Here is a 26,753-nt window from a genome sequence, read left to right on the forward strand (position 1 = left end):
ACGGTGCCCCGTTGACCGGACCAACGTCTTTCTCGACTCTCCACTTCCTGATACCGATGGATCGGTACTCGGGCCAAATTCATGCGCCGGCATCCCGATGCCGCCGGGATGCGAGCGATCGCTCCGTCCGCTTTCTGCCCAACATCGCGACGATCTTCCCCGGACCGGCAGGCTGCGGCAGGCTGGTAGCGTGCCTGCTCTTCGCAATTGGTTTTGCCGCCAACCTCACAGCGCAGCCTCCTGGTACCACGCCCCTCCCGGAAATCATCCGTGGCGAATCCGGCGGTATCACTCCCGATGCGTTTTTGTTTCTGGACGAATCGGGAACGCCTGTGGTCATGCCTCGAATGTCATTCGAGGAAATCGATCGCTTGCGTCGATTGGAACAGGGCATTCAGGTGCAAGACCGCCGCGCCACGTTGCAACGCATCAACTTGGTCGGTTCGGCCCATGATCAGCGTGCTGAATTCGAATTGGACTGCCACTTCGTCATCGACCCTCGAAGCACTCGAGAGGGCACGTTGACTCCCATTGTCCTGGACCTGGGCCTCAACGGCTTCCATTTATTGGAACCTGCGGTGGTTCAGATGGTCCCCCATGACGATGACGTCGGTCTCAACAATGGATCCCGCGAGAGCGACTCGAATCGGGACGCCGAGTCAGACGAGGCATCCTCGGATGCCGGACCGGAGCGGGAACTGGCGCGTGCATTCGTTCGTGTTGCCCAAAGCAAAGCCGCCGCACGCGATGAGCTGCTGGACGCGGCATCGTCCGCCAACGGCAACGGCAACGCCGCCCTAGGAAACTCTTCACGAGCCAATGCTGGGTTGAGCTATGAACTTGTCCTGCCTGCCGAAGCCGCCTCGCCCAACAACCCCATCGACTGCATTTGCAAATTGAAGATGTCCACGCGAGTGCGCCGTCTGGGACCGCTGACCAGCTTCCTGCCCCTGTCACTGCCGACCGTCCCAACGCGGGTCGAAATCTCTGTCGACCCTCACCAATGGGAAGCCAACCGGAATTCGCCTCCTCTGATCACCGCTGAGATCGTCGGCAATGGACGTGAAGTCTTGCGTCAATTGGCCCGCCGAGAATCGGACTCCGAGGATGAGTCGAAACGACGTTCGCGTTTTGAAATCGACAGCCAAGGCGGTGAATTCGCGTTCAAGTGGCAATGGCTGCCTTCGGCCACTCAGGCCGCTCGCCTGTTGGAAACCGAATCCAATGCGACCTTGCGTTGGGAATCCCCAGCCGACCCTCCCACCATGCAAGTTCAGATGATCGTTCGCAACTTGCGAGGGCAGCTGGACGACTTTGAAATTGAGTTGCCCGAACGAGCGGTCCTGCTCGGCAGTCCTGAAGTGGCCATCAACGACGACAGCCGAGACAACGCACTGTCGCCTGAGACCAATGGTGGCGACGAAGTCAGCGACACGGCATTTGAAACGGGCACCGCCATGGATGTCTCCGATTCGGGCTGGACGATGACCTTGTTGGGGGATGATCCACCGAACAGTGCAACCTCGCAGAATCAACCCAAGACCAATCCACCGCCAGAATCCAGTTCTGCGCCCACACGTCGCGTTCGTTTTTCGACCGATCGCGCCGACGCGATGACGTCGACGTCGCTGGTCGAGGTTCGCTTGCAACTGCGTTTGCCGGTTCCCGAAGCTTCCGCGACCACCCCTTGGATCATGCAGTTGCCCCGAGTCCCCGATGCAATCGGTCATCGCGGAACCGTGACCGTGATCACCGCGGAAGACCACCGACTTCGGTGGCGTCCGCGGTTGGGTGTGGAAGCGATCGCATCGGATGCCGCCACAGTCAATGTCGGCGAACGTGCTCAAACGTTTCGGTTTCTACGCGACGCGTTTCAGCTGCCCGTTTGGTTGTCAGGAAAGCAGCGACAACAACGTCTGAAAATTGCGATCGACCTGAGCATGGCCAACCGCCTGGCTCGATCCGTGATGACGGTGCAATCCAGTGGTGCTGGGATCGACCCGCAAGACATGCAGTTGGATTTGTCGGGATGGCGTTTGACGCACCTGACGGCCGATGACGCAGAGACGGAACTCGATGTTTCCATCTCCGAAGGTTTGGTGCAGTGGCAAGCCGATGCGTCCGATGGCAAATGGCCTCGCCAATACGTGATCACTTGCGAACGCATCGTCACCGAGGAGATGGTCTCCGATCCTCTCACGCTGACACTCCCCAAACTGCAAACGAACGAATCGTCCAGTGCCGTCACGGAAGCCTCGCTTCACGTCACCGATGCGAAACGTCTGCAATGGTCCGTGGATCTCTCTCAAAGCGAGAACCTCCAACGCATCAACAATGATTCCTCCAGCCGTTTTCGGTTGCTGTCGGTGGACGGACCATGGAGTGTGACCGGCAATTTCACGGAACGCCCATTGCGTCTGAACCTCGCTGGCAGCACCTCGATGGGCACGCAAGGAAACCAGTGGATTAGCCAAACCCGTTGGACGCTCACCAGCACCATCGATTTAGAAGGCATCTTGCCGTTTGAAATCCCGACGCCCGACGAGCAAAACGTCCAGTGGACCTCGGTCGTCGATGGCGTGCCAGCGATGGTTCGGGAATCGGAATCGGACTCCCTTTCCGATGGCTGGATCCAATACGAAATCGTCACGCCTCGTCTGTCGGTCGGAACCCATGAGATTGAACTGGTTTCGCGATCCTTGTTGCGGGACCTTCTGCATGCGCCCAAGGATTCCCAAACGCTGATCCGCCCTGAGTCCGACGCCGTCAACGGCATCGACCCGAGCGAGGTCGTTGACGACATGGGGGATTCCAGCACGATTGCCAATGGCTCAGCCGAAACCAAGGACCAACCGACGCTGGCCAATGGCGAGAACTCGCCAAGCGATGCTTCCGATGGTGAGGGTGCGTCTGCGAACTCCCAGGACGATGCCCCGGACGGTGCCACGGACCATCCATCGAACACGGATCCGCCGCCCATCGTGGACCAAATCCTCGTCGCCATTCCAACCCCGATCGCTGACCAAGTCACACTGGAAAAGGACTATCGTCTGAACCTTCCCAATTCGGTCGTTGACGGCGTGGGGCAGATTTGGATGGCCACCGTCGGCGATGAACGGTTGCTTTCCGGCACTCGAAAGTTGGCGTCATCTGAAAACGGTGCCGCCCCAATCCTCACCAATGAATGGTCGCTGACTTCGATTCCGGACGCTCCATTCTCATTGCGATTCCAACAGGAATCACTCGAAGAATCCCCTGTTCGCGTCACTCGAGCGGTGCTTCGAAGCTTGGTCGGTCAACGCACACGCCATGAACAATTGATCGCGGTTGTCGAAGGCGGGCGACAAATTTCGATAGGTTTGTCGGAACAACTCAAAACCATTCGCATTGAAACTCGATTGAATGGGAACCTCATCCCAACCTCGCGAGGTCGCAGCGAATTGCGAATCGACATGCCGGCGATCGCAGGGGTGGGCCCCACGCAGACGAGCGACCCCGACGCGCCCTCTCGACACCTCCTGGACATTCGCCTGTGGACCGAAACGGAAGCCAGTCCGTGGTGGACCGGCATTGAACCGCTGATGCAACTGCCGATTGGATCGGCCCAAATCGATTGGCAATTGTCGGTTCCCACCGACTCCCACCTGTTCTGGGCTTCGTCGTCCTGTGGTCGCTTGATGCGTTGGGAACGCGAGCAGTTGCGATTGTCTCGGCAGCCAATCGTCGATGACACCGAGTTGCTGGAATGGGTCACGTTCCCCTTCCAAGACAACACTTCGCTGCTCAGTTCACTCAAAGAATCGACGGCCAATGCCGCGTTCACCGTTCCTAGCAACCAATACCTTTTCTACTCCAGCGACCCGCATGCGTTCTCAGCGTTGACCGTGTCACGGACCTTGATGTGGTTGGCAGTGGGCAGTTTATCGTTGTTGCTTGCAGCCTCGACTCAGTTGTTCCCGAAGAGCCGGCATCCCTTTGCAATCATCTTGCTGGCGGTGGTGTTGGCTGGTGTTTTGGTCGCTGCTCCTGATGGAGTGATTGTGACTGCGCAGCTGATCATGATCTCGTTGGTTCTGGTGGCGGTTTTCTACGCCATCTCGGCATTGATTTCGCCCCCGACCTCCGAGCGTGTTCTGCAGTCATCCGGTGCCTCGCGTGCTTCCGAGAAGATCCCGCCTTATGGCTCCACTCACCTCAACCGAAAGGGACAGGGTTCCTCACCGGGCTCACGATCCGTCACCCATGAAGTAGCGGACCCGCATGCCCCCAACGGATCTTCACGCCGCCGTGTCGATTCAGGCCAGCGTTCCAACGAAGACTTGGACTCGCTTCCCAATTCGTCGGATGAAGGCATTGATGAAGAAGGAGCCACGGCAAGCCACTCCCCAGGAACTTCATCATGAAGCGATACGGATCGAACAGATCGATCGGGATGATGATCCTGGCAACCTGGATGACGCTGACCTCACTGGCCCTCGCTGACGACCCTCCGACCGAGACCCTCGATCGCGAAAAAGTCACCGAGACAGCCACGGACGAAAACTCGGCGGATGAAACCTCAGAACCGCAGGAATCGGTTGAAAAAGAATCAACCGAGAAGGAACCCACTGCGGTCACCCCGGTGGAAACCGAAGCCCGTTCCCGGGAAGCGTCCAAGACGTTGGCTCAGTGGACAGCGCTCGCGCAACAGGTACGCAGCGACGAATCCTTGCGTTGGATCTCGCTGTTTGGTTCCCAGATCGCAAGACTGGTGCCGGATGACTTTCGCCCCGTTGCTGCTGACGAACTGAGCCAAGCACTGGACGAAGCAGCCAAAGTGGATCCCGAGTCATCGACCGACGACATCCTAGAATGCGAAATGGTGGCGACGATTCAAGACGGGGCCTTGATCAGCAAGGCAAGTCGGATGCTGTTTTCGTCCCAAGCCGGCAGCCGACAACCGTTTGGCAAAGTCAGCTTTGCCGTCTCCCGACTGCGTGAAATGGATGACGAATCGGGGTTTGAAACGGACTCGTCGACCGCTCTCTTTGAGTCCAGCAATTCTGGATTGCTCACCATCGTCACCAGTGGTTCGGATCGGCCACTGGCCAATCGAACGCTGGCATGGGATTGGCGACAACAGGCGATGCCCACATGGAACGGAAGCCGCTGGGAACTCGGACTGCCACGGGCTTTGATTTCGCGGTTGTGGATCCAAGTCCCCGCCAACCAGAGACTGCATTGCGAGCAAGCGGTGTTGCGAGAAGTCCCGCCGGAGGCGCTGCCCAGTTGGTACGAAAACATCTCTGACAACAACCTCAGCGGCGCGCCGCCAGAAGACAGTCGTTGGATCTTCGTCGAATCGGCTGGTTCACAGCGATTGGATTTGCAATTGCAAACGTTGGATGAGGCCGCTGCTGAAGTGCAAACCGCAACCATCGTTCGCGGTTGCCGGATGACGTTGGATCACGATGGCTCGATTCTGAATTGGCAATGTCGTTTGGTCATCGACCCTCAGCCCATCGCCTCCATCCCTCCTTGGGTTTGGCTGCGAGGCGATGTGACTCGCATCGAGGTTGACGAGCGTGAAGTCCCATTCACCTCTCGCCCCTTGGTCACACATCCCGAAGACGCCGTTTCCCAAACATCACCTGCGTCGATCATCCAATTGGCTGCCATCGACGAAGCCGACGTCCCTCCCGCCGCCGATTCACGGGTCATCTTGGTGGAAGGAACTTCGCCACTGAATCCAAACGGCGATTCCATCTCGCTGCCGGAGCCGATCTTCCCCACTTCGTTTGTGGTCTCCGCGGCGCCGTGGCAATTGCAGTGGACGATGCCCGCGCACCTGTTCGCAACAGGTTGGCAATTGCCGGACGACTGGCAACTCCTACCGCCCCCAAAGGAGGCTGCCTCGTCGTCCGACTCCACTTCGATTTGGAACGCAATTGGACCGCCTGTTTCGCGAGCCCCTTGGGATCCAAAGTTGCTTTCTGAAACGACCGATGACACAGGCAATCCCGATGCAGCGCCGGTTCCTTCGCTGGCGAACTCATGGGGACTCCAACTGGCCCAATCCGAGCCGCTTCTCTACGCGGATCATCAAGCTCGATTCCTGCTCGAAGACAACGCCATTCAAGCGCGTTGCTCGATTCAATTGACAATGGCCTCCGATCGATTGGCGCCCATTCAGCTGGAGATCCAGGATGGTTTCTCCTTCGATTCGATCACAGTGGGCGAAACTCGCCGAACCCTGACCATCAACGCTCCCAATCGCCGCGGTCGTCGCATCACGGTTTGGCCAAGTCCCGATGAAATTCAAACACGATCCAGTGGGGAGGGAACCCTGGAGATCCGTGCCACAGGACAAACCCGGCGAGACCCCAACAACCCTCGCGTGAATGCCCTGTGGATGATACGAGTCATCCATTGCCCTGGGCAAATGACGGCGGCGGTGATTCCACCGGCGGACATGGGCTGGACAGCGGAAACCGCGATCACGCCTTCGCGAATCGAATTCTCGGAGCTGTCCACCGAGCAACGACGTTTCTTTGCGCCACTTCCTGGTGATGCGATCGTCCTGAGTCAATCGATTCGCCAAACACCTTCCCTCACTTTGGAAACCCCCGACAGCACCATCGTCGGCTCGTGCCAAACCAGCTTGACGATGGTTCGCAACGGCATCCAACAACGGGTGCAGGTACAAGTCGAAGGTTTGCCGCAGACATCGCGGTCCGTCAAAGTTCGCTTGGCTGCAAGATCCGAACAATCTCCACCGGAAGACATGAAATGGCAAACTCGCCTTTCGCCTTCATCGGCATTCAATTCCGTGGAGGACGAAGGAATCGTGCTGCGGTGGGTACCGCGTCAATCCATGAAACCGCAACCGGAACGGGAGGGCGAACCCCCACTCGCCACCGACGTCGCCCAGGCCACGCCAGCACCGGTTGGAACCGGCGGATGGTTTGAGTGGAGCATTCCGGTGCCACGGAACTTCAGTGACCAGTCCTCCTTGATTGGGACTTGCATCCATCCGACCAGCGACAGCGACGTCCAACCCCACAAGCATGCAAAACCGGAGTCACATCCAATCGGTTTGTTCCGCTTGGCAGACGCAACCTCACAAACCTGCGAACTGTCGATCGACTCGGAACTGCAATTGGCTCATCCGGTGGCGAATTTGGTGGGTATCCCGACCGCCAACATCGCTGCTGAAACGGCGCCTTTTCGTTATCGCTACGAAACCTCTCCGCACGTGGTCATCCAGGTTCGTCGCAAAAACCAAATGCCGCCATCGAACCTTGTGCGTCAACAACTCACGCATGTGATTGCTTCGGCCAGTGGCGCCGATCGAGTTCGAACCCGTTTTGAGATCGTTGCCACGCAGCCCATCGAAGTCGAATTCCCTTGGGACGCTCACCTGATTGAGGCCAGAATCAATGGGGTGGAAGTGCAACCGGAAATGACCCGTCAACATCACCTTCGGTTTGCAGCCCCCCCTCAATCCGAAGCGGTCTTGGAAATGGAATGGACGACCACGTCGTTTGAAACGTCGTGGTTGCGACGAACACAGATTTCGGATTTGCGTGTCGTCGGTCTGACATTGAGTTCGCAGTTGCGCGTCAGCCCGGCCGAAGACAGCCTGCAAATCCCACTGCTAGGTTCCTCCGAGGCACCGCATTTGATCTTCTCCCAGATCGTGATTGGAGTCGGCTGGGTCGGTGCATTGGTGATCCTCGCAATCAGTCTCATCGCAGGCTGGGCAGCGCGTTGGGGAGTCGCCTGCGGTCTGGCGTTGAGCCTTTTCGCGATGCTCCTGTGGCCGGAAACGTTTGTTTCGTTGACTGCCTGGGTCGCCTTGCCGTTGACGATCAGCTTGCTGCGTTTGACGACTCAACATTGGCAATCTTCTCATCGATCCGAATCGTCGGTGCGGCAACCGCCGGCCGGCCCCGCTCCATCGAATCGCTCCGCTTCCCCGTCCCATTCGGCGGGTGGAGATCCGCCCAGCGATTTTTCAAGTTCCGCATTGCTACGAAACTGGATCGGCTGGGCCATGATCGGAACCTTCGTGATCAGCGGTGGCGTGGCATCCGCACAAACGAGGGACGTGTTGGTGCCATTGGATTCCAACAACCAACCCATGGGCAACAAAGCGTACATTCCCGAGTCGTTGTATGAGGACCTGTTTCTCATCCGATCAGATGAGCGTGTTCGCCAGGTTTCGTTCCTGAATACGAATTACGAATTGGATTTGACCTCCGAACGTTCGAAACGAGCCATCAGCTTGGCTCGCGAAGAATTCCCAATCGAATTGCTGGCACGATTCACCGTCGAAACGTCCCTGCCCAGCAGTCGACTTCGACTTCCGTTCTCGCCTGAATCCATCGAAGAGTTGGTGCTGATCCGCCCGGACGAAAGCACGCGAGTCTTGACGACCACCACCGACGACCAGCCGGGGACACTGATTGTGGTTCCATCCGGCACACGATTCGACCTGCAACTTCGTCTGCGATGCGAAACCTCGCATCGCGCCACGGGAACGCAAATCACGACGGAGCTGCCCAGTCTTCCACAAGCTCGTTTGGTCGTGCGTCGCGACTACCGCATTCACAATTACCGGGTGGTGACGGACAACATTGCGTGGCCAGCGGTGGATCGCCCAGTTGGTTTTGGCGTCATCTCATCCAATCAGTTCGCCATTGGACCATGCAGCCAACTGCACATTCATTTGCAAAGCAAAGCAACCGCCGATGCTCTTGCCAGCGACATCGTCCCGGCCTCCGAAAGCGAAGCCGACACTCCCAACAACGCCGACGGCGAGACACAACTGCCGGAGGCTTGGAACAACGCATTGCAATGGAAACGGCGTTATTGGTTGAACGCCACCACGAACCATTGTTCCGTCGAATGTGAGTTGGAGCCTTTGCAATCACCTCCCCCCGGCGGTGAAGTCATCCTTCGGTTCCATCGAGAAACCACCTCGATCCCACGTTTGCTTTCTCGCGACTGGAAGTTGCTGCGGCAAACGACTAACCAATGGATGCTGACACGCGTCAGTTCATCGACCGAACCCATTCGATTGGTCTGGGACCTCAGTTCGGCTTGGTCAGCAGGATCCGGTGCCCCCGAATCCGAAGCGAGCAACACGGAACCGAATGACTCTGACAATCCACCCGAGTCGCCGGTCGATGACGAACGTGTCCTGAGCTGTCCCGGTCTCTCCTTGCACGATCACTGGCAAGAACCCAAAGACGCCGACTCAACCCTCGCCAATTCACGCACCGTTTTTTCGGAAACGTTGGTGGCCTGGACGCTGTCGAGTGAACTGCAGCCGCTGTGGCCCGCTTCCTTGGGTACCGAACGGGTTCCGGCGGAACAATTTTATGCCCAATGGTCGGGATCCATCAGTCGCCTCGACCGAGCCGCCAAGAGTTCTGGTACCACCCCGATTGTCCGCATTGGCATTGTGGACCGGAGCCGCTTGGTCTTTCATGCGAAGCAAGAGATCCACTTGGATGCGTCGCACCAATCCATTCGTCTCGAAGCGACCTTTGACCCGAACCCGGTTGCCGCGGATTCCGCCACCACCAATCCGGTGCTTGGAACCATCGATCCCAATGGCGAGGACACCACACCGACGCTGCCGGAGAGCTTTCGTCCGCAGATGATCAAAATTGCGATTCCGCCCCAAGCACAGATATTCAACTGGCGGATTCAACAACCTGGCCTGCCCGACACTTCTCCGGCCGCTGCCGGTGGCGTGGCTTCCGAGGCTCCCGGGACCACCAATCTCGACGATGAGGAAGAGGATGCGATCGTTGATCCGACCACCAATCCGATGGACTCGGGATCAGCCGCCTCAGGCACGCAGTGGAAATTGGTTCGAGAAGACAACCACGATTGTCTTTTGATCCGCTACGAAGGCCGAGGAATGGAGGTGTTGGTGGAAGCTCAAGTTGCACAGCGAAAGTCAAATGACAATGCATTGGCGTTGATGCACATCGAACCGGTGCATTCCATCGGTGACATCTCCTCCGTGAATGAAGTGGTTGTCTCACGTTCGGCCAACGCCAACATCCAGTGGAAGACGCCCCCTCCGTTGGAAGGCGAAAAGTCAGGGGACGCGGGCCCAGCGTCCATGCTCGCTGCAGGGAAGATCCTGATTGATCAATGGTTGATTCGTGACTCCGCGTTGAATGTGCTGGGAGACGCTCGATTTCGGGTGACTCCGATCCGCCACCCTTTTCAGACGGATGTCCGGGTTGCATTGCGGTGGGAAGAAGGACGCTGGATCGCTCAAACGGACATTCAGTTGAATTCCAAGCAATCACCGGACTTCCTCGATGTTGAAATGCCGTCGCGTTGGTGCGACGCGCTGCAAATCCATCCGCTGTGTGCGTCAACGCGTCAACCGACGCTCAGTCCCGCTCGGCAGGTCATCCGCATTCGCTTGGCCGACAAGGGCATCCGCTCCATTCGCCTGACCAGCCGGCTCGCGGCGGGTGATTTGTTGCGTGTGAGTGTCCCCAAAATTCGCGTGTTGCAATCACAGCGTGCACGCACCGACATCGTGGTTCCCAACCGCTTGACGAACGCTCCGATCCGCTGGGAAACCAACGGTGTCGAACCCATGCCGCAACAAAGGTGGAATCTGCCGGCCCAAGAGGCCCTCGCCAAGAGCGTCGCGACGGACAAGGCACCGACCAACAACGAACCGGCCAGCCGTTCGAACGAGGAAGACACGGCCCCAACCCTCACTCAACGGACCTCTGACGGCAACGAAGAACACAGCTACTTCCGAGTCGCGAGCGAGAACTGGTCGGTGGAACTGGAACCGTTGCGCAAGACCAACAACGTCGCTGCAATCGTGCATGCGGACCACCAATTGCTGAACGATCGTTTTTTGGTCAGTCGGTTTGACATCGTTCCCGGCGATGCCTCTCACTTGACGCTGAACCTGCCAGAGCACGCTCATTTTGTGGCGGGTTGGACAAATGGACTGCCGGCAGACGTGATCCCGGCACCAGAAGGGAAGCTCCAATTCCTGTTGCCGTTGAGCCGTCTCAGCCAGGGCATCGAGGTTCTACTGGAAATGGATGAAGGACTTCGAAAACCCAACCAGCGAGAATCAAGCACACCTTCATGGGATGAGATTCAAACGCCGCCTCCGTGCACCTACACCCGATTGCTGTCTCGGCGAAGCAACCCAGCGAATTTGCTTGCACTTTCCAATCCAACTTCGGCTGCCGCCGTCGCAACCACTGACGATCCAGACGAAGGAAACGTCACTTCCATCAAACCAGACACCAGCGGTTCGAACCAAGAAAACTTGGCAACCAAGGGGAATCGATGGAAAGCGATCACCTCGGATCAACGCTGGCAAATCTTGGCGACCAACACCGTTCGCTCGATTGCCGCCGCTTCCGATTCGTTGGCCGATCGCCGCGATGAAGAAGTCGCCGCCTGGATGAAAACTTGGCTACAACGTTACGCCTCGATCAGCCAATCCGCTGGCACCCGATTCGACCCGACCAATGCTTCCATCGAGGACTCGGTATCGCTGGAGCGACTTTCCGCTGAACTGACCAACCGCCCGCCGGAATCTCTGTTTTCATGGAGTGAAATGGAGTCTTTCCTGGCGTTGCAAATCCAACGTTACTCGGCCAACGAAACCGATGAATGGTGGCAACTCAACGAAGCATCCAAACTGGGTGACGGCCAGTGGTCCTTTGTGCTCACAAGTCAACAGCCAGACCGCTGGATCGTGGACAGCCAATATCAGTCGAGTGAACAATCGCTGCCCCCGCAATGGTCGACGGCATCCCCATCGTCGATGACCATGCAGTGGGCACAGCATGGCATGCGGTTCCTGCTATTATTGACCAGTGCCTGTCTGTTGATCGTCTTGCGTTTGCAACCCAGTCGAACTCGACGCAACACCCCACAAGCAAACTGGGTGACGAACATTCAGGACTTGATGGCTCACCCCGCGACCTGGATTTTTGGACTTGGATGCATCGCAATGATTTTAGCACCCATCCCACTCGCACTTGCTTTGATGGTCACCGCGGTGATGCTCAGCGGATTCGAAACGTTTTGGAAAACGCTTCGAAGGCGATTGCGTTTGTGGGCCTCTGCCTTGCTGGTTCTCATCCTGTGCGGCTGTCCTTTCGAACACGTGGCGGCACAGCCCAACGAATCCCCCAGCCCGTCCGTCATCGCCGACACGATGCAATTGCGGGAGGGGTGGAAATTGCAACTGGTTGCTGCCGAACCGATGACCATCGATCCAGTCTCAGCCGCATGGGATCCGCAGGGTCGATTGTGGGTTGTCGAAATGCCCGACTACCCACAACCTGCCGAGGATGTCAAACCGACGAAGGGCAGGATTCGTGTCCTGAGTGACACCGATGGCGATGGCGTGATGGACCTAGCCACCACATTTGCGGAGGGGCTCAATTTCGCAACGGGAGTGCTGCCATGGCCCTCGCGAAAATCAGGCGAACAGGATTCCGACACGCCGGATGCCTGGCTCGATGGAGCGATCGTGACGCTGGCGGGAGAGATCGCTTGGCTGAGAGACACCGACGGCGACGGATTGGCAGACGATCACCAAACTTGGTTCCGTGGCTTCACGACGGGCAATGAGCAACTGCGAGCGAACCATCCAACTCTCGGACCGGATGGACTGGTCTACGTCGCCAACGGGTTGCGTGGCGGAAAGATCGAAGCGGTCGCCCCTCTGTTCGATTCCAAGACTGGCCCCCTCACGCTTTCACAAAATGACTTTTGCTTCGACCCTCGCGGTGGCCACTGGGGAAGAGTCTCCGGCAACAGCCAACACGGTTTGACGATCGATGATTTCGGTCGCCGAATCGGTTGCAGCAATCGCAACCCCGCGATCCAGGCGGTCCTGGACGCCAACACTATCCGACGAGATCGTGAATTGGCACCGGTTGATGCGTTGTTGGACATCGCCGCCGCAGGTGAACAATCTGAGGTTCATCCGATCAGCGATGCCTGGACGACCAGCCATCTTCATGCCGGTCAATTCAGCGCCGCTTGCGGTGTGTTGGCGGTCAACGACGAGTGGTTGCTGGTTTGTGAACCGACCGGATCCCTGGTCCAACGACAGCAACTGCGATTTGATGGTGAAAACTGGCAAGCGACGCGAGAGCCAGCTGAAACCGAGTGGCTCGCCAATGCACACACCTGGTTTCGCCCGGTGGACTTGGTGGCCGATCAACATGACGCAGTGCTGGTGCTCGACATGGCTCGCGCCGTGATCGAGCATCCCGATTGGGCGCCCGAGGAACTGAAGAATCGCCCCGACACATGGCACGGCAACGACCTTGGCCGCATCTGGCGTTTGATTCCGCCGGGTGCCGAGTCGGGCTTTCAGTCCATTCGAAACAACCAAGACGCCATCGAAGCATTGCGTTCCGACGATCCTGCCCGCCGATCCTTGGCGACCCTGCACCTGACGCAGCGATTGGCTGACCCAACGTCCAAGCCACTCGTCGAGAAGAAACTCTCCGAACTGCTGCAATCACCTGAAACCAACCCGCCCACCCAAGCCCGTGTGGCCACCTTGCTGGCTCAGCTCGGACGCCTCGCTCCCGCACAACAATCCAAGCTCACCACCGAATCGGAACCTCGCCTGCGAGCCATTGCCGCGCAGCTCACACCCCGATGGGACGCGAAAACGTTCCGTTCTTTCGTGCGTGACGACAGTGCGTTGGTCCGCCGCGTTGCCTTGGAAGCCTTTCTCGCGTCGGACGCATGCGAAGCAATCGCAAGTCATCCGCAGTCCGCGGAATTCCAATCCGTCACGGACTCCCTGAACAAGCTTGCGGTGGAACAAGCGGATTCGAACTTGGTCGCAAAACTGCTTCCCACTGTTCCGCCACCGATGCTGCAGGAACTCGTTCGTCGATCGATTGAAGTGGACGAAACCCAACTCACTGCCGCCCATCGATCCAATCTTCTGCGCTGGATCCGGCGTTCAGCCGCGACCGATCCCGAGACAACACTGGATCTGATTTCAAGCGTCGATGACAAAAACGACGCGCTCCAATTCGTTGCCAACTGGATCTCTGGCGTGCGATCGACCGCCAAGGTCAAGGCGGCGATCAACGGCACCAAAGCGGATTTCTTCGCTCTTGTCGCGGAGACCGCAAAAGCGACCTTGGTGGATCCCAATCAGGACCATGGCCGACGCAAAGATGCGGTGGAGGTGTTGCTTCCACTCGCTCCCGATTCCCCTGAACTTCGTGATCGACTGACGGATTCCACGGACGCCGATCTGCGTTCGCGCATCTTGGACGGGCTGTTGAAAACGGACCCTGAATGGACGCGTTCGATTTTGGTTTCACATCAGGATCCCTGGCGACCGGAGGAACGTGCTGTGGTCTGCCGACGAGCTCGTTCTGATTCCGACACCGCCAAGTGGTTGCTTTTGGCGGTCAAGCAAGAGCATCTGCCTCGTTCGTTTGTGGATGCGACCACCGCGAACGCCTTGCGTTCTCATCGCGACAAAGCGATTCGTGAACTCGCCAATCAAACGTTTGCACCGCCCGAGGATCGAGCCAAGGTCCTGAAGCAGTACGCCGAAGTCGCGAGCCGGTTTTCGAGCGCGGATGTTTCCAGCGGTCGAAAGTTGTTTGCACAACATTGTTCCAATTGTCACCGCATGGAAGGCGTGGGGCATGCCGTGGGGCCTGACATCAGTGACAGTCGCACCAAAACCGCGGAAGCGTTGCTGGTCGCGGTCCTGAATCCCGATGCAGCCATCGACGCTTCCTTTACGCGTTATCAAATCTTGACGGTGGATGGCGAGGTCGTCTCAGGGTTGCTGCACAAGGAAGATTCCGAATCCGTCACTTTGCTGGAAGCGGGAAACCAACAACGCCGAGTGAGTCGCGATGACATCGAAACCTTTCGTGCGGTCGACGCTTCTTTGATGCCCAGTGGGATGGAACAAACCTTGTCGGTTGATCAGATGTCGGATCTGATTGGATATCTGAAACGCTGGCGGTACACCGCGGAAGGTTTGTGATGCCGCCCGGCTGCACCTTCACCACTGAATCAACGCCCGATCCCGACTGGACCGTCTGACACAACCGTGCCTGCCACCCCACCCCGCATCTACTTGGACCACGCTGCAACCTCGTGGCCGAAAGCGGAGGGTGTCGCCGAAGCGATGGTTGAGTTCCTGACCAACGTCGGCTCTTCGGCTTCGCGAGGCAATTACGCGTCGGCGAGGAAAGCCAGCGAACTCGCTCGTTCGTTGCGATCTCAACTGGCTCGTTTTGTGAATGCCGAATCGGACCACTGCGTCAGCTTTCACTCGGGCTGCACCTCGGCGTTGAACGCCGTCATGCATGGGCTGGTCGGTCCCTCGCATGCGATCGGAACCGGCTCGCACCTGCTGACTTCGGCGGTCGAGCACAACGCCGTTTTGCGACCATTGCTCGTTGCGGCAACAGCGGCCGGCGCGACGATCGAGGAAGTCTCACCGGATGTCAACGGTTTGCTGTCAGCGAACGATGTCATCGGAAAGATCCATGACGCCACTCGCTTGGTGGCTTTGTCGCATGCGTCCAACGTGACCGGGGCAGTCCAACCGATCGCAGAGATCGGAGCGGCCATCGCCGAACACAACCGATTGCGAAACAAGTCGAATCAAATTTTGTTCCTGTGTGATGCGGCCCAGTCGCTGGGCTACTTGCCGGTGGATGTCCAGGCACTCGGAGTGCATGCCTTGGCGGCACCCGCTCACAAGGGTTGCGGTGGTCCGCCGGGGATCGGAATGCTCTGCCTGTCACCCGAGTGGCACGATGTGATCCAACCTTGGATGCAGGGCGGAACCGGGCACGACGGCCGATCGGATGTCATGCCCGAATCCATGCCCGAGAAACTGGAACCGGGCACGATGAACTTGCCCGCCATCGCGGGATGGCGGGCGGCGATGGATTCGCTGGCACCACTGGAGGATTCCGCTCAGAAACTGGCTGGTCTGTCGCAGCAACTTCATGCTGGATTGAGCTCGATCGCAGGGGTTCAAGTTTTCGGACGTCCAGGCCCTCTTCCGATCACCAGCCTCGACTTTGGACCAGATCTTCCGCCGGACGATGCCGCCGCGATCTTGGAGGGGGAATTTGGAATGGAGGTTCGCTCAGGCCATCACTGTGCCGCACGAATTCACCGCCACCTCGGGACGGAAGTGGCAGGCACCGTTCGCATCAGCGGGGGACACGGCACAACCCCCGATGAGATCGACGCAGCGATCCAGGCGGTCGCTGAAATTGCCGCTCAGATCACAGCGTTGTCCTGAGGCAATCCCTTTTTCAGATACGAAAACGTTCTTTCCTGAAAAGCAGGGGAAGATGTTCTTTTGGCGTTTGGGGGGGGGCGAGCTCAAAACGGCAGGCATGGAAACAAAGGGGTGGATCGGTTTCAATAATGACGTGTCGCCCCACGATGCGCCGCCGATCCTCTTTGATTGAAATCCCCATGGTCGATTTGCCAACCACCACGCCTCCCGAACAACCCACCAGCGGAAACGATGAAATGGATGCGCTGCATCCTTTGAAACCGTACCGATCGCTGGAAAACGAAGTTCTTCAGCAACGAATTGAAGCGGTGCGGAAAGAACTCGGGGAAGAACTGCTGATTTTGGGCCACCACTATCAGCAGGACGAAGTGATCGAGCACACCGACTTGCGAGGCGACAGCTACCAGTTGTCCGAAATGGCGGCCAAAAGCCAAGCGTGCCGGACCATCGTGTTCTGCGGCGTTCACTTCATGGCAGAAACGGCTGACATTCTGGCCAACCGTCCGGACCGAATCGAAGCCCGCGATGGTCGCCGAGTCGACGTGCTGCTGCCTGACATGGCGGCGGGATGCTCGATGGCTGACATGGCCGCGATCGCGCAGGTCGAAGCGGCTTGGGCGGACATGTCCGAAGTGATTGAGACAGAACAAGTCATCCCGGTCACATACATCAACAGCGCCGCCAGCTTGAAAGCGTTCTGTGGTCGTCACGGTGGAATTGTCTGCACCAGCAGCAACGCGAAAGCGGTTTTGGAATGGGCGTTTGAACGCGGCCAGCGAGTCTTCTTCTTTCCCGACCAACACCTCGGCCGCAACACCGCGCTGACGATGGGAATCACCGAAGATCAAATGCCCGTCTGGGATCCCTACGCATTGGAAATGGGCGGCAACACCGACGAACAAATCGAAGCCAGCCGCGTGATCCTGTGGAAGGGTCACTGCAGCGTCCACCAAATGTTTCGCGCCGAGCACGTTGCTCGATTTCGCAAGGAACACGAGGGCATCCAGATCCTCGTGCACCCCGAATGCCCCCGCGAGGTCAACGACATTGCCGATGTCAGTGGCAGCACGGGCAAGATCATTCAAACCGTCCAGAATGCCCCGGCGGGAACGAAATGGGCGATTGGGACCGAACTGCACTTGGTCAACCGCTTGAAGGACGAGCACCCGGAACAAGAGATTCACTTTTTGAGCCCCGTCGTTTGCATGTGCGCAACGATGTACCGAATCGATCTGACACACCTTTGTTGGACGCTGGAAAACTTGCGTGACGGCCGGCTGGTCAACCAAATTCGCGTGGACGAAGAGACCACCAAGTGGAGTTTGATCGCGTTGGAACGCATGTTGGCGGTGAAATGACATCTCCCTACTCACCGTCAGAAACCAACCCCGGTGAAGTGCACTCCGATTCGGTTGCTCCTTCGCGTTGGAACATGATTCTGGCTGGTTTGGCCGGAGCATCCGCCGTCGGGATCGGAGCCTTTGGTGCTCACGGGCTGCCCAACTTTCTTGAGCAATCCGGAATGGATCCCGAAACGATTGCTCGCCGGGTCGCGCAATTTGACACGGGAGCCCGCTACCACTTGGCTCACGCCATTGTTTTGTTGGCCTTGGCGGTGGCTCCGCTGCGATCCACCAAATGGCTGCGTACGATTCGTGCGTTGATGGTGGCGGGATTGATTTTCTTTTCCGGCAGTTTGTACCTGCTGGTTTTGACCGACACGCCCGTGCTGGGGGCGATCACGCCAATCGGCGGCGTTTGCTGGATGGTGGGTTGGTTGATGTTTGTGGGCTGCCGTGACTCGTCGAAAAGTCAATGATGCTTTAAACTCCCGACCATGGACGCATCGCTCTCACCCGATCATTTGTCATTCCCGGCCGTTTGGCGGCATCGTCACCTATTGGATTTGGAACGGCTCTCCGCCGCTGAGATCCTCGCGATCTTACGCACCGCGGACGAGCTGAAGGCAATGACCGAAGGTTGTCGCCGCAAAGTCCCGCTGCTGACCGGGAAAACGTGTGCCAATTTGTTCTTCGAAAACAGCACTCGCACGCGAAACAGTTTTTCGCTGGCCGCCAAACGCTTGGGTGCGGACACGGTCGAATTCAGCAGCAGTGGCAGCAGCGTCGCCAAAGGCGAAACCTTCGTCGACACGGCCAAGACAATCGAAGCGATGGGTGTCGACTGGGTCGTGACGCGTCACTCCACGCCGGGAACGCCTCACTTGCTGGCCCGAGAATTGAAATGCAGCGTGCTCAACGCCGGCGATGGACCGCACGAGCATCCCACCCAGGGTTTGCTGGACATGCTGACGATCCTGCAGCACCGCATCGGATCGGACTGGAAACACGAAGCCGCCGATCCTGAAAAAGTGTTCGCTGGCATGACGGTGGCTTTGGTCGGCGACATCGCCCACAGTCGAACCGCACGCAGCAACCTGTGGGGCCTCCGCAAGTTGGGTGCCCACGTCATCATTTGTGGACCACCGACTCTGGTCAGCCCGCGCTGGGAAGAACTCGGGTTTGAAGTCGCTCACCGACTCGATGAAATTGTTCACCGCTGCGATGTCTTGAACCTGCTTCGCATCCAATTCGAACGTCAAAAAGCTCGCCCGTTCCCCAGCGTCTACGAATACGCCGCGTTGTATGCCATGAACGGTCAACGCCTGCGGCTCGCCAAACCCGACATCCTGATCATGGCCCCCGGCCCCATCAATCGTGGCGTTGAAATCACGCCGGAAGTCGCTGACGGCCCGCATTCCGTGATCCTCGAACAAGTCACCAACGGAATCGCCGTCCGCATGGCCTCGCTGTGGCTGCTCGCCAACGCAAAAGACAACGCCGACGCCTCCACGGAGCCCCTCGCATGAACGATTCCACTTGGGTACTCGATGGCGGCCGGGTGATCGATCCCGCCAATGGTGTCGACCGGATCGCACGCCTCGTTCTGCACGAGGGAAAAATTCACTCGATCGACACGCCGGATGGTGATTTGCCACCCGAGGCAGGCCGCTTGGACGTGACCGGCAAGATCGTCGCTCCAGGATTGGTCGATCTGGCGACGGAACTGCGTGAACCGGGCAGTGAAGAAGACGAGACCATTCAAACAGGCAGCGACGCTGCCTTGGCAGGTGGTTACACGACGGTGTTGTGCTGCAGCAGCACCAAACCATTGATGGACTCCGCCGCGTCCGTGCAATTGGTTCGCCAAATTGCCCAGCGCATCGACGGGGTTCGCGTGCTGCCCATCGCTTGCCTGAGCAAAGGGCGTCAAGGCGAACAGATGGCCGAACTTGGCATCCTGGCCGCGGCCGGAGCGGCCGGTTTCAGTGACACGCCGCGACCGATGCCCAACGATGCGCTGCTGAAACGGGCGCTCGACTACTGCCGCATGTTTGACTTGCCCATCTTTGATCGGCCGGAAGTCCCGGAACTGGCTGACGGCGGGGTGATGCACGACGGCCGAATCGGATTGGTCCTGGGCCTGAAGGGCTTGCCAACCGAAGCGGAAGACCTCGCGGTCGCTCGTGATGTCCGTTTGGCAGAAGCCACCAAGGGTCGGTTGCACGTGGGCCCGGTCAGCACGATGGGTGCGATCGACATGATTGGCCGTGTGAAATCAAGGGGCATCCACATCTCTGCATCGGTCTGCCCACACAACTTGTTTGGCAGCGATGAGCTGCTGCGATCCTACGATTCGCGGTACAAAGTTCACCCGCCAATGCGAAGTCCATCGCACGTCGAAGCACTTCGCAATGCGGTTGCGGAAGGTGTGATCGATGCCATTGAATCCGGGCACATGCCACGGGCTCAGGAAAAAAAGGCCAACGACCTGGACCTGGCTCCGTTTGGCGCCTCCGCCTTGGAAACGACTCTCGCCGCCATCGCAACCGACTTGGTGGAAACGAAAATCCTGGGTTGGTCTCGAGCGATCGAGTGCCTCTCGACTTCGCCTGCAAAGATTGCGGGCGTCGACGGTGGCAGCTTGTCTGTGGGTGCCAACGCGGACGTGACTGTCATCGATCCCAACCAGGCTTGGTCGGTCGAGGCCAAACAATTTCGGTCGCGATGTCAGTCGAGCCCCATGACCGGGCGCACGCTTGCCGCTCGAGTCACTCACACCCTGGTCGGCGGTCGCCTGAAATTCGAACTGAATCCTGCCGCTGCGAACACTGCCTCCTGATGTCGCGCACGCTTGGAAAACACCCGCTGGGATTCCCCAAGTCATCTCGCGTCGTACGCAGTGGTGACTTCACCAAAGCACTCCGACGTGGCGGTGTTGCCGCCAATGATTGCTTGGTCGTCTTCGCCTTGCCACGCAATCAAACGTCGCCAGGGGACGCAACCCAAACGCAATGTCGCCTGGGCGTGACGATCCCTAAGAAGACCGGCAACGCGGTCGCTCGCAACCGTTGGAAACGTCTGATACGGGAAGCGTACCGACTGCACCAAATGGAACTTCCGCCCGGGTTTGATTACGTTGTCCGACCCAAGAAAGACGTCCAAGCAAGTTGGAAATTGATCGACAAAGGTTTTGTCAAACTCGTCGGTCGAGCGGTGCGGCGCAGCCAACCCTCAAGTGACGGTCGATGATGATTGCATCCGTCGAGTGAAGTGATCGGCAGCGATCACCACGATGGCGGCCGTGATGGCGAGCGCTAGCAACACCACCAAACTGCCTTCGTAATGGTGTGGCAAAACCCAAACGAACTCTTGGTGCTTCAGTTCCAGTTCAGCGGTCTCCGGGGTCACCCGTTGCAGAGGCCAAAGCCGGCCAACCGAACCAATCATCAACCCGATCAACACCGCCATCGTTGCGTCTCGGAAGTGTTCGAGCAGGTAATTCAGCAATCGACTGAACGCCAGCAATCCAAACAGGCACCCCGCTGCGAACACGGCCAACCGGCCCACGATATCCATGTCGATCTGGCCTTTGACAACGCCTTTGATCATGCCGATCACCGGTTCGTAAACGCCCAGCAACAACAAAATGAACGCGCCGCTGATCCCTGGCAGGATCATCGCACAAATCGCGATTGACGCACTGAAAAACAAAAAGACATGACTGGCGTCGCCTGTCGTCGCAGGAATTCGCGAGATTCCCAACGCCACCAGCACACCGACCACCAACAGAACGCACCGTGGAAGCGTCCACTGAGTGACATTGCGCCGGACCACCCAAACACTTGCCAGCACCAAACCAAAGAACACCGCCATGGTCTCGCTGACTCGGTGTTGCAGCAACCAGTGCATCAGTCCGGCCAAGGCCCCGATTCCGACGACGATCCCAATCCCCAGAGCGATCAAGAACCGCAAATCCAGTCGCCGGGCGAGTCCCCCCCATTGCCCTGTTCGAAGCAATCCAAGCGACGTTGTGTCCACATGACTGATCGCCGCGATCAAGCGGTCGTAGTGCCCCAGAATCAAAGCCACCGTCCCGCCACTGACGCCAGGCACCGTGTCAGCGGCTCCCATGCAAAACCCTCGAAAGACGTTCAGCAACATCATTCCGATGCCATCAGGACGCCGAGACCCCTCGCCGTCAAAACTGATACTTTCGGAAGAACTGTCCGAGCCGGTGGATGCGTTCACAGGAGTCAATCAGGCGGAGGAAAAGAACAGGATTTGAAATGACGGATGCCGACAATCGTCTCGACAAAGTAACCTAGGACATCCTCTGTCCAGACGCACACCCCACACACTTTAGTTGAGACCTCGAATCGTGCAGGAACTCATTCGCGTCATCATTCTGGCCGTCGTGCAAGGGATCGCCGAGTTTCTCCCGATCAGTTCGTCGGGGCACTTGGTGATCCTCGGATCGATGCTGGGGGAACTGGGCGAGTCGGTGACTCTCGAGATCATTTTGCACGCCGGAACGCTGGGATCGATCCTGGTCGTGTTCTGGCAGCGAATCTGGGCTCTGCTGAAGAAAGACCGGCGGGTCGTTGGATTGTTGGTGATCGGAACGCTTCCGGCCGTTGTGATCGGCCTGACAATCAAAACACAATTCCCAGAAATCCTTCGCAGCCCGCTTCTCGCCGGGGCGATGCTGATCGTGACCGGAATCATGTTGATTGTGCTGGGCAGACTCACGCCCCAATCGGGAACCTATGACCGCCTGGGATTCGGCGCCGCGTTTTTGGTGGGCTGCTTCCAAGCCTTTGCGATCCTCCCAGGAATCAGCCGCAGCGGTTCCACGATCCTCGGCGGCCGACTGATGGGCCTCGATCGAGATGACTCGGTGACGTTTTCGTTTCTCCTGGCGATCCCTGCGATTCTGGGGGCGACGGTCTTGGCCGTCAAAGACCTCCTGGAGGACGGCCCCTCCGGTGCTGCGTCCGTCGAAACCCTCCTGATCGGAGCCGCCGTGGCCTTCGCCGTGGGCATCGTCGCTCTGAAATGGCTGATTCGATGGAGCCGGGAAGACCGCCTGCACTGGTTCGCATACTGGTGCATCCCAGCAGGGTTGGTGGTGGTCGCTCTCAATCTTCGATAGCTCGCCAGAGAAGCAGGGGGCTCTCAACCAACCTCTCCGAAGCTAGTTTTTGCTATGGGCGAGCAACACGAGCCGTTCAATTTTAGCTATGCTCAGCCAATCGCTTTGGCACGCAGTGTCCCTTCGCCCCTCGAGTAACCGAAGATCCACAGGGGACAACGAACCACCCCGCAGGGTGAGTCACTGGATTTCTGATGCCACCTTCGACGAGCGCGCAATTCCGCACAGGGGACCGCGACGTCGTCGATGCAAAAACTGGTCATAAAAAGCACGTCATCAAAGTGATTCACATGCTAGGCTTCTGTTAGAGCGATGGGATCGCTCCTTTGCCCCCCACCCCACCTCCCTCCGCGAAATTCATGGCCAAAGTTCAACTGACCGAAAGACAAAGAGAGGTCTACGAGCTAGTTCGCTCCTTGATCCAAGAACGAGGTTATGGGCCCACCGTTCGTGAGATTGGCGAGCATTTCGGCATCCGAAGTCCCAATGGTGTCATGTGTCACCTCCGCGCGCTCGAACGCAAAGGATTGATCACCAGGAAAGCCAACAAGTCGCGAGCAATCGAGTTGACGGGCGAAAACGCTCGTTCCCCCACGGGTTTGCCGATGGCAGGCATCGTCCGAAGCCAACCCACGGACATCGATATGAACGCGACCGATGTGGTTGATTTAGGCAAGATCCTTGCCGACGGCGATCGATTTGTTGTTCAAATATCAGGGGACTCTCTGGCCAGTCGCGGGATCCATGATGGTGATTACATCGTGATCAACAAGCAGGACAGCGTCCAACCGGGGCAACTCGCCGCGATCGAGACCACCCCTGGAAATGTTTCGCTTCGCTATTGGCATCCGATCAACGGCCACGTGGAACTACGCAACGGCGATCGCGACCTGTCCCCCGTCACCGTTGTGAACCCCAAGGTGGTGGGCGTCGCTGTCGCAACCGTCCGGACCACGCTGTAGCCCGGCGTCCCAGCTCAACAGACTGCTGTTCAACCATGCAGCGTTTTCGAGTCGCGACGGAGTGTCTCGTCGCGAACAATCGGGTCGCAAATCCCGACGATTTGGTCCGTGTGAATCGGCCCCCAACGTCGACTGTCGACTGAAACGGGCGTGTTGTCTCCCGCCACAAACCATTCCTTGGCCTGAAGGGGCCATCGCGACGGGGTTTCCATTCGCCACTGAATGGGCCGCCACAATCGCAAATCCCCAACGCGGACGATCGAATTGGTGCTCCAACCAATTGCCACCGGCGACGTGGCGGAAACAGCGGGAGCACTTGCCAGGCTCAGCTCACTCCGATCGAACCGACGCCCCGTCCTGAACGCCTGCGGCTCAAACTTGACCAGCATGCTTTGGTCATCCAATTTCTCTGGCAGCTTCTTCGAGACAACACGCACGCCTTGATCGGTCCACGCCACTGCGTGGATTTGTCCGCTGGTTGATTCCATGGCGGCCTGCTTGCTTTCCTGGCTGCTTCCCGTTGGACGCAACTGCAGTTGAACCGTCAGTCCAACCTGATCGACCGGGTGGAGTCGTCGATCCAGCCCCATGTTCGCAGGGCAATCATCGAACACTCGGCTGACCACATTGCCACGGTAGACGTTGCGGTGTTCGTAGACCAACCAAACGAGCTCGGGCCTTGGTTCGCTCGTCTCAGCTGAATCAGACCAATTCCCTTCTGGATCACGTTGCCATGCCAGCGAGGGGAAGCAACTCCAGCGGCTGGCGATCTCGCCCGTCCGTCGCTGGTCAATGTCGATTGGCAAACCCGGCAAATCAGATGGCTCGATGAGCTTGCCATCCACGCGCATCCGCCCGCGGTCATCCGAAGTCACCTTCTGCCCGGGGCCGGCAAGCACTCTTTTGAGATGAGTCTGGCCCTCGTGGTCCAGCACGACCAACGGCATTTCCCCGGCACCCAACCGGCCCTGAAGCTGAGCAGCCGTGGATGAACGAACGGTGACCACATCCGCCGACAGGAAGCTCAATGAGTCGATCGATCCACCACTCACGGGAGTCCCACAGTGCCAACATCGAGGCCTGGAACCAAGTTGGCTCTCTGCTGGAATCAATCTTGGGCGGATCGATCGCCAAATCTCCGCGTCCACACGAAGAGGAATCGAGCACGCCTCACACGAGAACTCCACGGAAGGCCCCCACACAGTCGGAGCCATCGATGGGCCGGCCACTTGAAACGCAGTTGTTGTTTCACGACGGGTTTCACACCCAGCCACCCCGATTGCTCCCGCGCCTGCCAGCAGGCGACGGCGAGAAATCCGCGAAGCGATTTCAGCAGCTTGGGATCGAGAAGAAACGGACATGAAAACCGGGTGCCGGAAAAGATTGATCTTGCAGCGAACGCCCTCCGAACGCTAACAGCAAACGGGAACGCACGGACGCGTCCAAAAATGAACGTCATCGGAAACCTATCATGTCACATCATTTCATCGGCCAGGACAACGATCCACCTTTAGCCATTTTGGTGGAAACGCTCGCATCGCCCATGTTGGTCGCCCACCCAGCACCAGTTTGCTTGGAGGTGGACATGGACGCCGCCCTGCGTTTGCCCGCCGATCAGGCGTCTTTTTGCCAGTTGATCGAAAGCCTGATTCGACAAGCCCTGATCGAAATGCCCGAGGGTGGCGAACTCACCATCACCGGCTGCCAAACCAACACCGGCATCGAGATCGAACTCGCTGACACCGGTGCTGCAGTCGATCAACGAGCCTGCAAGCTGCCGATGATCGCGGCGGCCTTGTCGGCGGAACTGAATTGGCAAGATTGCCCTCAGGGCGGCGGTGCAGTGACGGTCAAATTCCCCCACTACCAAGTCGCCAAACGCCGGGCCGCTTGAAAATGTTCAATCCAGTCGCCTCGACAACCATCGGTGCACTCGAGCAGACGCTGGCGTTCACCGAACGACGCCACGAACTGCTGGCTGGCAACATTGCCAACCTGAGCACGCCCGATTACCGCAGTCGCGACCTGGATCAAGGACAATTCCAAACCGCCTTGGCCGATTCGATTCGCGACCGTGGCAAGGAGCAGTCACCCGGCCCCTCGATCACTCAACCTGACCTGAGCGAAGGACACGTTCCAGCTTGGGTCCACAATCCCTTTGGAACTGCCATCCGTGGCGGCACGGTCGGCATGCCGAACCCGTCCAGCGACGCGATGAGCCCCGAATCATTTTCAGCGTTGAGCCCCTCGCGAACCGCAGAATCAGTCACGCGTGACGACCAATTCAGCGGCCCACGAGCTGCGATGGAACAAGTTGTCTATCACGACAACAGCGACGTTTCGCTGGAACAACAGGTCACCGAGATATCCAAGAACCAACACCTGCACGACCTCGCCGTGACCACGCTTCGCAGCCAGTTTGAACTGCTGCGTGCCGCGATCACCGAACGTGCCTGACACGCCTTCCTCATTCGATTCGTCCCCCTCATTGTCTGGAGATCGCCATGATCAGTGCACTCGACATCAGCACCTCCGCGTTGGTTGCCCAACGCACGCGGCTCAATGCAATCTCGGGCAACATCGCCAACATGTCCTCCTTGGTCGACGAAAACGGAAACCCCAATCCTTACCAAGCCCGGCAAGTCGTCTTTCAAACCGACGAAACGGCCAGCCCCGGTGAGGCCGCTGGCGTGAAAGTCGCCGAAGTCATGCTGGACGAATCAGAACCGCTCTATCGCTACCAACCCGATCACCCCTTGGCGATCGACGAAGGCAAGTGGGAAGGCTATGTCGCTCACCCCAACATCGACCTCACCACTCAAATGGTTGACGCCTTGGAAAGCACGCGTGCCTACGAAGCCAACGTGGGTGTGATTGAAATCAGCAAGAGCATGAGCCGCCAACGACTCGCCATCCTTGCCTGACCTGAATGGCCGGCCCCTGATCGTTCGAGACACATTTCACCCTCCTCTTTGATT

15 protein-coding genes are annotated in these 26,753 nt (G+C 58.3%); 13 read left to right on the forward strand and 2 right to left on the reverse strand.

Going from position 1 to position 26,753, the window contains the following annotated elements; translation table 11 throughout:
* The first annotated feature begins 56 nt into the window (after window positions 1-56).
* From UH5x_RS11875 to rnpA, 8 genes are all read left to right on the forward strand, one after another.
* Window positions 57-4,403 carry a hypothetical protein gene (locus UH5x_RS11875; RefSeq protein ID WP_482635773.1) on the forward strand — a complete coding sequence of 1,449 codons (4,347 nt, stop codon included), beginning with the start codon at window positions 57-59 and terminating at the stop codon, window positions 4,401-4,403.
* A complete protein-coding gene (locus tag UH5x_RS11880; RefSeq protein WP_482635774.1) occupies window positions 4,400-15,040 on the forward strand; it encodes a PVC-type heme-binding CxxCH protein in 10,641 nt (3,546 codons plus the stop codon). Before UH5x_RS11875 ends, UH5x_RS11880 begins: the two co-directional genes overlap by 4 nt.
* A 66-nt stretch (window positions 15,041-15,106) precedes the next feature.
* Window positions 15,107-16,318 (forward strand): aminotransferase class V-fold PLP-dependent enzyme, encoded by a 1,212-nt coding sequence (locus UH5x_RS11885; protein WP_482635775.1) that lies wholly within the window; start codon window positions 15,107-15,109, stop codon window positions 16,316-16,318.
* Window positions 16,319-16,497: 179 nt separating this feature from the next.
* Window positions 16,498-17,676, forward strand: coding sequence for a quinolinate synthase NadA (nadA, locus tag UH5x_RS11890; protein WP_102017622.1), 1,179 nt, complete (start codon window positions 16,498-16,500; stop codon window positions 17,674-17,676).
* Window positions 17,673-18,137, forward strand: coding sequence for a DUF423 domain-containing protein (locus UH5x_RS11895; protein ID WP_482635776.1), 465 nt, complete (start codon window positions 17,673-17,675; stop codon window positions 18,135-18,137). The genes nadA and UH5x_RS11895 overlap by 4 nt, the downstream gene beginning before the upstream one ends.
* Window positions 18,138-18,155: 18 nt before the next feature.
* Entirely contained in the window at window positions 18,156-19,187 is a 1,032-nt protein-coding gene (locus UH5x_RS11900; RefSeq protein ID WP_482635777.1) for an aspartate carbamoyltransferase catalytic subunit, read from the forward strand.
* Window positions 19,184-20,500, forward strand: a complete 1,317-nt coding sequence (locus UH5x_RS11905) for a dihydroorotase (protein ID WP_047815655.1) — start codon at window positions 19,184-19,186, stop codon at window positions 20,498-20,500. The genes UH5x_RS11900 and UH5x_RS11905 overlap by 4 nt, the downstream gene beginning before the upstream one ends.
* Entirely contained in the window at window positions 20,500-20,910 is a 411-nt protein-coding gene (rnpA, locus tag UH5x_RS11910) for a ribonuclease P protein component (RefSeq protein WP_047815654.1), read from the forward strand. The genes UH5x_RS11905 and rnpA overlap by 1 nt, the downstream gene beginning before the upstream one ends.
* Here the strand turns inward: rnpA and UH5x_RS11915 are convergent.
* Window positions 20,893-21,909: a DUF368 domain-containing protein gene (locus UH5x_RS11915; protein WP_482635778.1), complete on the reverse strand. Its 1,017-nt coding sequence runs from the start codon at window positions 21,907-21,909 to the stop codon at window positions 20,893-20,895. The genes rnpA and UH5x_RS11915 overlap by 18 nt on opposite strands.
* A gap of 130 nt (window positions 21,910-22,039) precedes the next feature.
* On the opposite strand from UH5x_RS11915, the gene UH5x_RS11920 reads away from it, so the two are divergent.
* Window positions 22,040-22,813 (forward strand): undecaprenyl-diphosphate phosphatase, encoded by a 774-nt coding sequence (locus UH5x_RS11920; RefSeq protein WP_047815652.1) that lies wholly within the window; start codon window positions 22,040-22,042, stop codon window positions 22,811-22,813.
* 359 nt (window positions 22,814-23,172) lie between these two features.
* Window positions 23,173-23,775 carry a transcriptional repressor LexA gene (gene lexA / locus UH5x_RS11925; RefSeq protein WP_047815651.1) on the forward strand — a complete coding sequence of 201 codons (603 nt, stop codon included), beginning with the start codon at window positions 23,173-23,175 and terminating at the stop codon, window positions 23,773-23,775.
* Window positions 23,776-23,804: 29 nt separating this feature from the next.
* Here lexA and UH5x_RS11930 read toward each other — a convergent pair whose 3' ends face one another.
* A complete protein-coding gene (locus UH5x_RS11930) occupies window positions 23,805-24,803 on the reverse strand; it encodes a S26 family signal peptidase (RefSeq protein ID WP_482635779.1) in 999 nt (332 codons plus the stop codon).
* A gap of 443 nt (window positions 24,804-25,246) precedes the next feature.
* Between UH5x_RS11930 and UH5x_RS11935 the strand changes: the two genes are divergently transcribed.
* Genes UH5x_RS11935 through flgC form a run of 3 tightly spaced genes read left to right on the forward strand, consistent with a single transcriptional unit; the run spans window position 25,247 to window position 26,699 of the window.
* A complete protein-coding gene (locus tag UH5x_RS11935; protein WP_047815649.1) occupies window positions 25,247-25,669 on the forward strand; it encodes an ATP-binding protein in 423 nt (140 codons plus the stop codon).
* Window positions 25,670-25,671: 2 nt separating this feature from the next.
* Window positions 25,672-26,232: a flagellar basal body rod protein FlgB gene (locus tag UH5x_RS11940; RefSeq protein WP_482635780.1), complete on the forward strand. Its 561-nt coding sequence runs from the start codon at window positions 25,672-25,674 to the stop codon at window positions 26,230-26,232.
* A gap of 47 nt (window positions 26,233-26,279) precedes the next feature.
* The gene (gene flgC, locus UH5x_RS11945) at window positions 26,280-26,699 is read left to right on the forward strand and encodes a flagellar basal body rod protein FlgC (RefSeq protein WP_047815647.1); all 420 of its coding nucleotides are present in this window, start codon (window positions 26,280-26,282) and stop codon (window positions 26,697-26,699) included.
* Window positions 26,700-26,753 lie beyond the last annotated feature (54 nt).

The sequence above is a fragment of the Rhodopirellula sp. UH5 genome, assembly GCF_056839225.1.